General features: G+C 73.1%; 9 protein-coding genes. 7 read left to right on the forward strand and 2 right to left on the reverse strand.

The features are described from left to right. Positions 1–130: 130 nt before the first annotated feature. Together BX286_RS35825 and BX286_RS35830 are read right to left on the reverse strand one after the other, a co-directional pair. Positions 131–2,962 carry an AAA family ATPase gene (locus BX286_RS35825; protein WP_187344334.1) on the reverse strand — a complete coding sequence of 944 codons (2,832 nt, stop codon included), beginning with the start codon at positions 2,960–2,962 and terminating at the stop codon, positions 131–133. A gap of 17 nt (positions 2,963–2,979) precedes the next feature. Then, positions 2,980–3,783 (reverse strand): AfsR/SARP family transcriptional regulator, encoded by an 804-nt coding sequence (locus BX286_RS35830; RefSeq protein WP_079432469.1) that lies wholly within the window; start codon positions 3,781–3,783, stop codon positions 2,980–2,982. Positions 3,784–4,028: 245 nt separating this feature from the next. Between BX286_RS35830 and BX286_RS37805 the strand changes: the two genes are divergently transcribed. From BX286_RS37805 to BX286_RS35860, 7 genes are all read left to right on the forward strand, one after another. Next, the gene (locus BX286_RS37805) at positions 4,029–4,217 is read left to right on the forward strand and encodes a hypothetical protein (protein WP_167747668.1); all 189 of its coding nucleotides are present in this window, start codon (positions 4,029–4,031) and stop codon (positions 4,215–4,217) included. Continuing rightward, positions 4,214–6,565: a TOMM precursor leader peptide-binding protein gene (locus tag BX286_RS35835; protein ID WP_398898928.1), complete on the forward strand. Its 2,352-nt coding sequence runs from the start codon at positions 4,214–4,216 to the stop codon at positions 6,563–6,565. Before BX286_RS37805 ends, BX286_RS35835 begins: the two co-directional genes overlap by 4 nt. Positions 6,566–6,912: 347 nt before the next feature. Further along, entirely contained in the window at positions 6,913–8,046 is a 1,134-nt protein-coding gene (locus BX286_RS35840; RefSeq protein ID WP_261993699.1) for a sensor histidine kinase, read from the forward strand. Positions 8,047–8,229: 183 nt separating this feature from the next. Further along, complete coding sequence (locus BX286_RS35845; protein ID WP_121017950.1) at positions 8,230–8,916, forward strand: VC0807 family protein; 687 nt, start codon at positions 8,230–8,232, stop codon at positions 8,914–8,916. 920 nt (positions 8,917–9,836) lie between these two features. Continuing rightward, positions 9,837–10,835 carry a bifunctional DNA primase/polymerase gene (locus tag BX286_RS35850; RefSeq protein ID WP_237293462.1) on the forward strand — a complete coding sequence of 333 codons (999 nt, stop codon included), beginning with the start codon at positions 9,837–9,839 and terminating at the stop codon, positions 10,833–10,835. Continuing rightward, positions 10,832–12,379: a phage/plasmid primase, P4 family gene (locus BX286_RS35855; RefSeq protein WP_079432452.1), complete on the forward strand. Its 1,548-nt coding sequence runs from the start codon at positions 10,832–10,834 to the stop codon at positions 12,377–12,379. The genes BX286_RS35850 and BX286_RS35855 overlap by 4 nt, the downstream gene beginning before the upstream one ends. 211 nt (positions 12,380–12,590) lie before the next feature. Beyond that, on the forward strand, positions 12,591–12,974 hold the full coding sequence (locus BX286_RS35860) for a DUF6009 family protein (RefSeq protein WP_079432453.1): 384 nt from the start codon (positions 12,591–12,593) through the stop codon (positions 12,972–12,974). Positions 12,975–12,983: the final 9 nt, after the last annotated feature.

Consider the following 12,983-nt stretch of genomic DNA (forward strand, 5'->3'; position numbering starts at 1 on the left):
GCGAGGTGGCTGGGGGGTTCCCAGGGACGTTTCGGCGTGGTGGTGCACGGTCCGGAGGGTGCCGAGCGGCTCACGGACCAGGCGCGGGTGCCGGTGGCGGCACTACCGGCGGCGTACGGGCCGGAAGGTGTCAGGCGGCACCCGGCAGGCCGAGCGGGAGTTCGGCGGGCAGGTCGGCGCGCCGGCTGATGCGCAGCTTGCGGTAGACCCGGGTCAGGTGCTGTTCGACGGTGCTGACCGTGATGAACAGTTCGCGTCCGATCTCCCTGTTGGAGTGGCCGACGGCCGCCAGGGCGGCCACCCGCCGTTCCGCGTCGCTCAGTGTGGCGATGGCGTCGGCGCGGGCTTCGGCGGGGCCGGTGTCCGCGGGCGGTGCCGGGTCGAGGACGGCGGGGTGGGGCAGGAGCCGTTCGCACAGCGACGGGGCGTCGCAGTCCTGGGCGAGCTTCACGGCGCGGCCGGCCATCATCCGCGCCCGGTTGTAGTCGCCGAGTTCGTGGTGGGCGCAGCTCAGGTCGGCGAGCGCGCCGACCAGTTCCAGGCGGTCCCCGGCCTCCTGCAGCAGGGTGATGGCCTCCCACAGCAGGGCGGGGCGGCGCCGTGCCTCGCCGAGGGCGGCGATGGTGCGCAGGGAGGAGCCCCGCACCCGGATGTGCTCGGGTGCGGACAGCTCCATCTGTTCGCCGATGAACTCGCCCGCGCGTTCCCGCAGTCCCAGGCCCAGGCAGGCGGTGGCGGCGCCGCCGCGCCAGGCGATGAGGGCGGGCCGGTCGACGCCGCGCTCCGCCATCAGTTCGCCGCAGCGCCGGAAGTCCTCCAGGGCGGCGCGCAGCCGCCCGACGGCGAGGTAGTGGCGGCCGCGGGCGTACAGGTACTGGCCGCCGAAGCGGGTGCCGAACATCTCCTGCGGCACGCGCTGCGCGAGGACCCGCTGGGCGTCCTCGGTGCGGCCGGTGACGGTGCAGGCGACGAGGCGGGCGGCGAGGGGGATGCCGATGGCGACCCCCCAGTCCTCGGGCGGGAGCACGGCCAGCGCGGTGCGGGCGTGGCGTTCGGCGTCGGCGAGCGCGCCCTGGCGTACGGCGATCTCCGCGCGTATGCCCGTGAGCACGGCCCGCCAGGTCGTCTCGCGGCGCGCGGTGGCCTCGGCGACGAGCGTGTCGCACCAGTGGGCGGCCTGGCCGGTCCGGTCGGCGTACAGCAGTGCGTACAGGGCGGCCATCGCCGATTCCAGCGCGGTCTCGCCGATGCGGGTGCTCTGCAGGGTCAGTTCCGCGTCGGCGGTGGCCGCCTCCGCGGAGGTCTCCGGTCCGCCGGGTCCGGCGTCGGCGTCGGCGTGGGCGGCGTCCGCGTCCGCGTCCGCGTCCCAGTAGAGCAGGCGGCGGGCCCGGGTCACGTCCGCGTGGTGCCGGCCGGCGTCCGCGAAGCCGGTCCCCTGCGGCCCGGGCGCCGGCCGGGGCGGGGCGTCGGCGGAGCGGCCCAGCCACAGCCGCGCCAGGGCGAGGGTGGCGCCGTCGCGCGCCGAGAGCAGTCCGTCGCGGGCGTGGGCCTCCAGCGCGCCCAGGTGGCGGGCGGCGACCGAGGGGCTGGTACGCCACCGGTTGCGCACCAGCAGCGCGGTCAGCGCGGCCCGTTCGCCCGGGTCCTGGCAGGCCCGGACGGCGAGTTCGAGGCAGTCGGCGGCGAAGCGGTCGCGGTCCGCGGCGGCCTCCCCTTCGGCCGCCTCGCGCAGCACGGTGACCGCCCAGGGGCCGGGGGCCTGCCGGGCGGCGACGAGCTGGCGGGCGACGGCGGCCCCCGGCGCCCCGTCCTCGTGCAGCAGCCGGGCGGCGCGCAGGTGGCGGTCGCGGCGGTCGGCGTCCTCACAGCCGGCGAGGACGGCGGCGTGCGCGGCGGGGTGGCGGAAGCGGCCTTCGTCGAGGAGGCCGGCCTCCGTCAGGGCGGCCAGGTCCCGGGCGGCGGCTTCGACGCCGGTGCCTAGCATGCGGGCCACCAGGGAGGCCGGGGCGAGGTCGCCGAGGACGGCCAGGGCGCGCGCGGCATCGGCGGCGCCCTCGTCGCAGCGCAGCAGGCACGTGCGCAGGGCGGCGGCGAAGGAGCCGCCCACGGGGGTCTCCCCGTCGTGGTCGCCCGCGGCGAGGCGGTCGTCGGCGAAGGCATGGACGAGCAGGGGGTTCCCGCCGGTCAGGGCGTGGCATTCGGCGGCCAGCCGGTCCGCGGTGCACGGGTCGAGGCGGGCGGCGAGGAGTTCGGCGACGCCGCGCCGGGTCAGCGGGGCGACGCGCACGGTGCGGCAGTCGGGGTCCCCGGCGAGCTCGGCGCGCGGGCCGGTCCCGTCGGGTGCGTCGGCGCCCCCGTCGGTGAGCACCATCAGCACGCGGGAGGTCCGCAGCCTGCGGTGCAGGTACATCAGGGCGGCCACCGACGGCCGGTCGGCGTGCTGCAGGTCGTCGACGGCGACGACCAGCGGCCGATGGCGGGCGGCTTCGCGCAGCACGCCGCACAGGTCGCGCAGTTCACGGGCGCGCGCGGGCGCCATGGGCTGCTCGCCGCGGCCGGCGCCCGCCGCCGGCGCGGCGGGACGCCCGGCCGGTGCGGCGCCTTCCCGCTCCGCCGTGGCCAGCAGGGCGCGGACGTGGCCGGCCGTGGCGGGTGGCAGCTGCGGGTCGTCGAGGAGGCGGTCGAGGACCCCGAAACCGAGGTGGCGTTCGGCGCGGACGCCGGTGGCGGTCAGCACCAGGGCCCCGGCGCGGGCGGCGTGCCGGCACAGGGCGTGCAGCACATCGGTCTTGCCGCAGCCGACCGGGCCGGTGACGACGGCCACACGCCCCTCGCCCGCGGCGGTCCCCTCGAACGCCTCCTGGAGCGCCCGCAGCTGCGCCCGGCGTTCCACGCGCAGCTCCGCGCGGGTGCCGGCGCGGTGCTCCGCCAGTCGTTCCGTTTGCTGTTCCGTCGTCTTCACGTGGGCTCCCGGCCGGCTCAGCGGACCGCGTACCGGGCGGTGGTGTCGGGCAGCTCCAGCGCCGGGTCGGCGGTGAGCACCGCGTGCTGCAGGCGCTGCAGCCGCGGCGAGGGGTTCAGGCCGAGGCTCTCGACCAGGTTGTCGCTGAGCACCCCGTACGCGTCGAGGGCCCGCCCGGGGGCTCCGCAGCGGTAGAGCGCGATCATGAGCTGGGCGCACAGGTTCTCGTGCAGCGGGTGCTGGGCGGCCAGGACGCGCAGCTCGCCCAGCAGCCCGGCGTGCCGGCCGAGGCGCAGGTCGGCCTCGATGCGCTGCTCCAGGGCGGCCATGCGGCCCTCCTCGAGGCGCATGAGCTCCAGTTCCAGGACCCGCCCGACCGGTACGTCGACCAGCGCCGGGCCCCGCCACAACTGGAGTGCGGCCCGGAGCAGTTCGGAGGCCGTGAAGTCGTCGCCGGCGTCGAAGGCGCGGCGGCCGGCCTGCGCGAGGCGCTCGAACTCGCGGGCGTCGACGCGGTCGGCGGGCACGTCCAGGAGGTAGCCGCCGAAGCGGGTCGCCAGGATGTCCCGGGGGCGGATGCCGGGGTCGGAGTGCGCCGCGCCGATGCGCCGGCGCAGCTGGAGGATGTACGTCTGCAGGGTCGGCGAGGCGCTGCGCGGGATCTCCTCCCCCCACAGCTCCTCCATCAGGCTGGGCACGGTCACCGCCTGGGGTGCCTGCAGCGCGAGGAGAGCCAGGATCTGGCGTTGCTTGGGCGCGCTGGGCACGATGGGCACGCCGTTCTCGTAGGCCTCCATCGGGCCCAAAACCTTGACCTCCACGCGTCTGTCCCCCATGCGTCGCACACGTTCCGGTTGTGGCCGGTGCAGTGCTGACCGGCCGTCACGATCGTGGCAGCGGGGGGCCTCCCGCCCCAGTGCCGCACTAACGAGGGAGGGGTGAAGATCTCATATGCGGCTCAGTGATCCGGGCACTGGCACAGTGATCACGCTCGTACAAGAATCCTCGTATCACGCTGGAACGCCGCTAGAGGACGCGGCGGTCGGAGCATCAACGGGGAGAGTTCATGAAGGTCGTAGACGCGTTCGAAGCCGAGCTGGTGGCACTGTGCGGCCCGGCCGCCACGGAGGACCGGTTCATCGTGGAGGACCTGGACGGCCTGGGCGACGACAACGTCGCGATGCTCTCCTTCTGCATGCTCCAGCCCGTCGACACCGTCCGTCACTTCGCCGCGCTGGGCGCGGTCGCCGCGTGACGGCGGGCGGGGGCGCGGCGGGCGGGGGCGCGGCGGGCGGGGGCGCGGCGGGCCTGCCGCGCGTCGGGTTCAGGAACCACCTGCGCGCCGAGGTCGTCCCGGGGGAAGCCACCTACCTGCTGTCGGAGCGGAAGGTGACCGCGCTGCCGAGTCCCTGCATGGAAGTGCTCGCACCGCTGCTGGACGGGACGCGCACCATGCGCGAGCTGGTCGAGGAGGCGTCGGCGGTGCTGGACGCGGCGGAGGTGGGCCGGACCCTGCGGGGGCTCGCCGCCGCCGAGCTGGTCGCCCTGCGTCCCGACGGCCGCGACACCGACGCGCGCGCCGACGCCTACTGGGACCTCGCCGGGCTCGACGGCCCCAGCACCACCACCCGCCTGACCACCCGCACCGTCGAGGTGCTCACCGCCGGCCGTGTCGACCGCACGGCCGCGGAGGAGGCCTGCCGGGCCTCCGGCCTGACCGTGGTGCCCGCCGACGGCGCCGACGCGCCGCCGGCGGCCCCGGAGGCCGGCTCCGAGGCGGCACCGGAGCTCACCCTGGTGCTGTGCGAGGACTACCTGCACCCGCGGCTGCGCGAGATCGACGCCCGCCAGCGGGCCCTCGGCCGCCCCTGGCTGCTCGCCCGGACGTGCCGCGCCGACGTCTGGGTCGGCCCGCTCTTCCGCCCCGGCGAAAGCGCCTGCTGGTCCTGCCTGGCGTTCCGGCTGCGCGACCACCGCATGTCGGAGTCCCCGGTACAGCGCGCCCTCGGCCTCGACGGGCCGGTGCCCCGCCCCCAGGCCTCCATCGCCGCCGGCCGGGCCCTGGGCCTGCACACCGCCGTACTGGAAGCCGCCAAGTGGCTCGCCGGCACCCGCTGCGACGGCCAGGACGCGGTCTGGACGCTGGACAGCCTCACGCTGGAGAGCCGCCACCACACCGTCTCCCGCCGCCCCCAGTGCCCCGAGTGCGGGGACCCCGGCCTGATGGCCGAGCAGGCCCGCCGCCCGGTCACCGTGGAGTCCCGGCCCAAGGCGGTACAGGAGTCCGGCGGGCACCGCGCCCTGACGCCGCAGCAGATGATGGACCGCTACGGCCACCTGGTCAGCCCCGTCACCGGCGTCGTCCAGCAGCTGCGCCGCGACCGGCGCACTCCCCCGGGCCTGCACGCCTACACCTCCGGACGCAACCTCGCCGGCGGCGCCGGGCAGAACCTGGCCTCGCTGCGCGCCGGCCTGCGCTCGCTCAGCGGCGGCAAGGGCCTCACCGAGATCGACGCCAAGGTCAGCACCCTGTGCGAGACCGTCGAGCGGTACTGCGGCACGCGCCAGGGCGACGAACTCGTCGTCCGCGACAGCCTGCGCGGCCTGGGCGACATCGCCGTCCACCCCGACTCCTGCCAGCTCTACGACCCGCGCCAGATCCGCGGCCGCGAAGCCTGGAACGCCCGCCACGGCGGCTTCCAGTACGTGTGCTCCGCCTTCGACGAGCGCGAGGCCATGGAGTGGACCCCGGTGTGGTCGCTGGGCGAAGAGCGCCGGCGGCTGCTGCCGACGTCGATGCTCTACTTCGACACCCTGACCCGCACCAGCAGCGTCCGCGCCGACTCCAACGGCAACGCCGCCGGCAGCAGCCGCGAGGACGCCATCGTCCAGGGCTTCCTGGAACTGGTCGAGCGGGACGCGGTCGCCCTGTGGTGGTACAACCGCACCCGGCAGCCCGGCGTCGACCTCGCCTCCTTCGACGACCCGTGGCTGGAGCGGACCCGGCAGGTGTACGCGGGCATGAACCGCCGCCTGTGGGTCCTCGACCTGACGTCCGACCTCGGCATCCCCGTCATGGTGGCGCTGTCGCGGCGCACCGACAAGCCCGCCGAGGACGTCATGTTCGGCTTCGGCGCCCACTTCGACCCGCGCATCGCCCTGCGCCGCGCCGTGACCGAGATGAACCAGCTGATCCCGGCCGTGCTCGACGTGCGGCCCGACGGCACCGGCTACGGCGTCGACGATCCCACCGCCCGCGCCTGGTGGAGCGGCGCGACGGTGGCCAACCAGCCCTACCTGCTGCCCGATGCGTCCCTCCCGCCCCGCACCCCGGCCCACTGGGCGTTCGAGGAGCGGGCGGACCTGCGCGACGACGTCGAGGCGATCGTCGCCCTGACCCGCTCGCGCGGGCTGGACCTGATGGTCCTCGACCAGACCCGCCCCGACATCGGCCTGCCGGTGGTGAAGGTCGTGGTCCCGGGACTGCGCCACTTCTGGGCGCGGTTCGCGCCCGGCCGCCTCTTCGACGTCCCTGTCGCCCTGGGGCGTCTCACGCGGCCCACCGCCTACGAAGACCTCAACCCCGTACCGCTGTTCGTCTGAAAACCCCGAAATCCGCGAACGCCAGAACCGGTCCCTCCAAAACGCCCGACCCCGAGCCCCTGACCTGCCACAACGGCACGGCAGGGGCTCCAAACGTGTCTGACGTTACATTTCGGCCCGCAGGACACTCGAGTCAACTTCGACCTATATTCGACCCTGAGTTATCAGGGGAAAGCACAAAGGGGTGGAAGATGCTCAGTCTCCGCTGGTCCGGATCGTCAGCGAGCCGGAGGAGACTCTCCGCGGAGCCCGCTGCCCGATCAGGCCCGGAAAACGCCGCCCAGCTCTCCAGGGCCGAAGAGGCGATACCCGCGCCCACCCTCGCACGGTCGATCACCGTCGTGGCCGTGACCTGCTACGCGGTGATCTCGCTGCTCAACGTCCGCGCCGCGAACGACTCCGGCCCCGTCTTCCTCGCCTGCTGCTCCTGCCTGGCCGTCCTGTTCGTCCTCCAGCTCAAGCACTCGGCACCCGGCGCCCGCCTGGCCTCCCGCCGCTCGCGCCTGCTCACCCTCTCCGCGCAGGCCCTCATGACCTACCTGCCGCTGACGCTGTTCGGCTGGGAGTGGGGCGGCATGGCCGGCTTCCTCGCCGCCTCCGTCCTGCTGCTCACCCCGGTACGGGTCGGCTGGATCCTCTACGCCGCGATCACGCTCAGCATGGTCGGCTACCCGGTCATCCTGGGCATGGGCGTCAACGACACCGCGTACTTCGCCATCGCCACCGCGCTCACCGGCCTCGTCGTCTACGGCCTGTCCACCCTGTCCCGGCTGATCGTCGCGCTGCACGCCGCCCGCGCCGAACTCGCGCGCGTGGCCGTCTCCAACGAGCGGCTGCGCTTCGCCCAGGACCTCCACGACCTCCTCGGCTACAGCCTGTCCGCGATCACCCTCAAGTCCGAGCTGACGGCCCGCCTGATCAACGCCTCCCCGGAACGGGCCCAGGAGGAGGTGGCCGGCGTACTGGACCTGTCCCGCCAGGCCCTCGCCGACGTCCGCACGGTCGCCAGCGGCTACCGGGACATGACGCTGAGCGCCGAGGCCCGTTCGGCCCGCGCCATCCTGACCGCCGCGGACATCACCGCCGACGTCGACGTCACGGCCACCACGGGCCTGCTCGACCCCGACGTCGACACCGTGCTCGCCACGGTCCTGCGCGAGGGCATCACCAACGCGCTGCGCCACAGCAAGATGCGGCACTGCTCGATCCGCGCCACCGTCGACGACGACCACGTGTCGCTGTGCCTGGTCAACGACGGAGTCGGCGGTGAGCCCCAGGCGGTCGCGGCGGACTCCGGCAACGGCCTGGGCAACCTGCGCCTGCGCCTGGCCGCCGTGGGCGGCCGGATGACCTCCCACATCGACGACAAGGGCTTCTTCCGCCTCACCGCGACGGCCCCCCGCGTCCCGGAAGCCACGGACAAGGCCCCCTCCCCCATTCCGGCTCCCCGCGTCACCCGCAGGAGCGGCGCCGCCGTCTGACGGCCCTTCCAGCCCCTCTCCACCCCCACGCGCCCCCTGGCCGTGGGGGTGGAGTTTTCTGCACTGCAGGTGTGCTCACAGCTCCATTCCGGCGCCCTGGGTCCGGCCCGTAGTTTCGTGTTCAGAAGGCGGGCCACACGGTCCGGACAGGGACCAGGCCACGGGCAAGGGAGTCAGACGGTGATGACGGCGGAGCAGGAGCAGACCGAACAGCAGCAGACCGCGACGAAGGCCGACACGAAGGCCGAGAAGAAGGCCAAGGGCAAGGACCCGAAGGCGGATCTGATCCGGACCGCGTTCATGGAGGTCGGCGTCCCCCTCGGCCTCTACTACGGCCTGCGCGGAGCCGGCCTGGGCCAGTGGCTGTCCCTGTTCATCAGCGGCGCCCTGCCCCTGGCCCAGCTCGTCTACAAGATGGCCACCGAACGCCGCGTCTCGGCCGTCACCCTCTTCACCCTGAGCATCATGGCCGCCGGCACCGCCATCACACTCCTCACCGGTGACGCCCGCCTCCTCCTCGCCCGCGAGAGCTACCTCACCGGCCTGCTCGGCCTGTGGATGATCGCCACCCTCTTCGCCAAGCGGCCCTTCATGTTCACCACCATGACCAAGATGCTGCCCGAAGAGACCGCCCGGACCTGGCACGCCAACTGGAACAACCACGCACGCTTCCGCAACGTCATGCGCTGGATGTCCCTCGCCTGGGGCGCCGCCTTCCTCATCGACTCCGCCGCCCGCATCCTCATGGCCTACACCCTCCCCGTCGACCTCGTCCCCGTCCTCTCCGTCATCCTCCTCATCGGCATGCTCATGACCGTCGTCAAGATCAGCAAGACCTACGGACGCCGCATGATGGCCGAACTCACCTGACACACCACACACAACGAAGTGGGCCGCCCCCCTCGCGGGGACGGCCCACTTCGGCGTATCCGTACCCGTCCCCCCGGGACGACTTGACATTGTTCGGACCCTCTGAGGACCGGTACTCCTTCAGACCCTCCCCGCTCCCGGACAGGGTCTGAAGCCCTTGGGCCCCGAAACACCCCCCGGACACCACCCCCGGCCCGTCGAGACCACGGCGCACCGTTCGGTCCCTCGGTCCCTGCCCCTTTCAGTCCCTCCACGTTTCCGCAGGCCAGAGCAGTTTCAGTACCCAGAACAGGGACTGAAGGGACTCAATTTCCACTGTTCCAGCCTTTACGTGCGTGCGTGTATGCGCGGGCGTAAGAAGCTACATGTGCATTATTCGCGTCATAACTGGGAAGTTGAGTCCCTTCAGTCCCTCTGAATCGAGCCCCAGCCCGCTGACCTGCAGGTTCGTCAGTGACTGAAGCGACAGGGACCGAACTGTGCCCGACGGCGGTTCCGCCCCTGTCCCGAGGGGAGTCGGGGTCCCGGGCAGAGGGGCCCCAGGCGCCGCCCCCTCCCCTCAGTCCCTGCCTCCCGGCGGCAACCGCCCGGAGGGACCGAACCCGACCCCCTCACGGGGACCGCCCTCCACCCGGGGACCCAAGGGACTCAAGGGACTGAGAAAACGAAACGGTCAAGCGTCCTGCGCCACTCCGGCGTGTCGCTGCGTTAGGGTCAGGCATTGTGAAACTTTGGTCCCTTCAGTCCCTGAACAGGGGTTCAGGGGGCCGGTATCCCACCATCCCGGGACAACCGAACCATCAGCTCTGACAGCCGAGGGAAGACACGTGCCAGCCCGCAGCGCATCGCCGTCACCAGCGGCAGCCGAGGCAGGCCGGGAACTCGAGGTCGCCCTCTGGCTGGCGTCCCGGGGACTGCCCGTGCATCCCCTCGCCCCGGGGTCCAAGACCCCGGCGGCCAACTGCATACGCTGCAGGGAGGAACCCCACGCCCCGTCGGGCTGCCCCTGCCCGGCGAACGGGCTGTGGTGCCACGGCTTCCACGCCGCCACCACCGACACCGGCCTCATCAGGGACTGGTGGCGCAGGCAGCCCCGCTTCGGCGTCGGGGTCTCGTGCGGCCCCGCCGGCCTCGTCGTCCTCGACGTCGACACCCACCCGGCCCCGCTGCCCGACCGCCGGCGGCTCCTGCCGGGCATCGACATCGATGACCGCGTCGACCTCACCGGCCTGAGCACCGGCTACGACACCCTCGCGCTCCTCGCCGCACACCGGGGGCGGCCCGACCCCGCCCTGGACGAGACCACCCTGCGCGTCCGCACACCCACCGGAGGCCTGCACATCTGGTACCGCGCCCCCCTGGGGAGCCCGCCCATCCGCTCCTCCAGCGGGACCGGCACCCGTACCGCCCTCGCCTGGCAGGTCGACGTACGCGCCACCGGCGGGTACATCGTCGCGCCCGGCACCCGGACGGCCGACGGCGCCTACGAGGCCCTGCCCGGGGCCCGTACCCCCGCACCGCTGCCGCTGTGGCTGCACGCCGAACTCGCCCGTACCGGCCACCACCCCACGACCCCCGCGCCCACCCCGGTACCCGCTCCCGTGTCCCGGGTCCGGCGGGCCTCGCCGCCCGGCCGGGCCGGCGCCGCCCACCGCATCCTCGGGCCCCTCCTGGACGAGGTCCGGGGCTGCGCCGGCGCGCCGTCGGGCACGGCCTTCACCGACAAGCTCAACCGCGCGGCCTTCACCGCCGGCGGCCTCGCCGCCGCGGGCCACATCACCCTGCCCGAGTGCGCCACCCTCCTCACCGAGGCCGCGCACACGGCACGCCCCGCCCAACCGCGCCGCAACCAACTCGTCATCGACTCCGCGCTCCGCGCCGGCAGCCACCGCCCCATCCATCCCGAGGGACGCTCATGAGCAGCGAAGGAAGCACCGGCTTCGACGCGCACGCCGCCGCGGAGCAGCTCGCGGTCTTCGCCGCCGAGCCCCGCGCGACCGCCAAGCTGCCCGCCCAGCAGGTCTCCACTCCCCCGGCGGGCAGCAGGCCCGACGACTTCGTCCAGTCCGGCCTGCTGGTCAACCTGACCGACCGCGGCAACGCCAAGCTCTTCGCCCACCTGCACAACCACCGCTTCCGCCATGTCGAGGGCCTCGGCTGGTACGTGTGGGACGAGTACCGGTGGAAGCGCACAGGAGGCGAGAAGGCGGCGATCTGGGCGGCCGGCGACATGGCCGAGGAGATGCCGCTCCACGACCCCAGGGGCCACTTCACCGACCGTGAACTCGTCCAGCACCGCAAGCGGGCCATGTCGACCTCCGGGGTCAAGGCCATGCTCGCGCAGGCCAAGGCCTCACCCGAACTGGCCCTGGACCCCGACACCCTCGACGGCGACAAGTACGCCCTGTGCACCCCCGCCGGCGTCGTCGACCTGCGCACGGGCGAGCTCCACAAGCCGGACCCGCTCAGGGACCTCCACTCCCGTGCGACCTACCTCGCGCCCGAGGCCAGCCCCACGCCCCGCTTCGCCCGGTTCCTGACGGAGACCTTCGGCGACGACGACAAGGGCAAGGAGATGATCAACTTCGTTCATCTCCTGCTCGGCTACTCCATCACCGGCGACGTCGGCGGCCAGGTCCTGCCCTTCCTCTACGGCATCGGCGCCAACGGCAAGTCCGCCCTCATGGACATCGTCATCAAGATCCTGGGCGACTACGCCGACGTGGCGCCGCCCGGCTTCCTGATGGAGCGGGGCAAGTTCAACGAGCACTCCACCGAGCTGACCGAGCTCCACGGCCGCCGCCTGTTCGTCTGCAGCGAGCTCAAACCGCACGACAAGTTCGACGAGGCCCGCGTCAAGCTCCTCACCGGAGGGGACCGCCTCAAGGCGCGCCGCATGCGGCAGGACTACTTCAGCTTCGAACCCACCCACAAGCTGTGGCTGCTCGGCAACCACCGCCCCGAGGTCGGGACCGGGGGCCACGCCTTCTGGCGCCGCATCCGCCTGATCCCGTTCGACAAGGTGGTCCCGGACCACCGCAAGATCGACAACCTTGCGGAGGAGCTCGTCAGCCACGAGGGGGCCGGCATCCTCCACTGGATGATCCAGGGCGCCATGTCCTACCTCCGGACCAAACCGTCCCTCGGCGGCCCCGCCGTCGTGCGCACCGCGACCCAGGCCTACGCCACCACCGAGGACCACATCGGACGCTTCCTCGCCGAGTGCTGCACCACCGGGGACGGCTCCGAGGAGCCCCGCGACCTGAAGGTCGAACAAGGCGCGCTCTACCGCACCTATAGCAACTGGTGCCAAGATGACGAGGGGCTACGGCCCGCGACCACCCGCGCCTTCGCAACACGCATCCGTGCCGAGGTCGGCATTTCCTCACCCAGCGAGATGCTCCGTTCCAACGGCGCCAAGTTCTATCCCGGTCTTGCCCTGCTCGCCGACGAATCCGGATGAGAGCACGGTGCGATCGGACCGTTCCGGGTGTCAACCCGCTCGGTCCTACTGTCTGGTACACCACTTTGCCGCCTACCATGCGTCTACAGCGAACGAGTCAGTCACGGGCCGTTACCCGGCGTACCGCCCATGCGCGCGTGTGTCGCCCGGTAGCGTGGGCAGTCAGTTCGAAGAGCACGGCGTGCACCCAACCCGAGGAGGGGCGAAAGCCATGAGCTCGCTACTGCAGGCAAGCGACCTCACCCACGAGGACAGGGTGGTGTGGCTGGAGGATCCCGCCGGACTCGACTACGTACGCCAGGCCCTCGACAAGACCCCGCGCAGGCGCGGCAAGCCCCGCTACTACCGGGACGGCCGCATGGTGGGGTTCGCCGAGCTCTGCGACACCTCGGAGGCCGACCCCGACAGCGGCCTGCAGAAGCGCCGCGTGTTCTACCTGCTGCCGCACGACCGCGACGCGGAACCCGACGGCCTCTACCGTGCCGGCGCCCCCGGCGAGGCCGTGGACCCCCGCACGATCGAGCCGCGGCGCGTGGGCATGAAGACCGAGCGCTCGCAGCGGGGATCCGCCTCCGCCGCGCGTACCGTCGCCTGATTCCGGAAT

It is taken from the genome of Streptomyces sp. 3211.6 (assembly GCF_003634815.1).
Taxonomy (GTDB): domain Bacteria; phylum Actinomycetota; class Actinomycetes; order Streptomycetales; family Streptomycetaceae; genus Streptomyces; species Streptomyces katrae_A.

What these genes read in the sequence shown, in the direction of transcription:
- BX286_RS37805 (WP_167747668.1), top strand. Translation starts at nt 4,029, where the DNA reads ATGAAGGTCGTAGACGCGTTCGAAGCCGAGCTGGTGGCACTGTGCGGC.
- BX286_RS35845 (WP_121017950.1), top strand. Translation starts at nt 8,230, where the DNA reads ATGACGGCGGAGCAGGAGCAGACCGAACAGCAGCAGACCGCGACGAAG.
- BX286_RS35855 (WP_079432452.1), top strand. Translation starts at nt 10,832, where the DNA reads ATGAGCAGCGAAGGAAGCACCGGCTTCGACGCGCACGCCGCCGCGGAG.
- BX286_RS35860 (WP_079432453.1), top strand. Translation starts at nt 12,591, where the DNA reads ATGAGCTCGCTACTGCAGGCAAGCGACCTCACCCACGAGGACAGGGTG.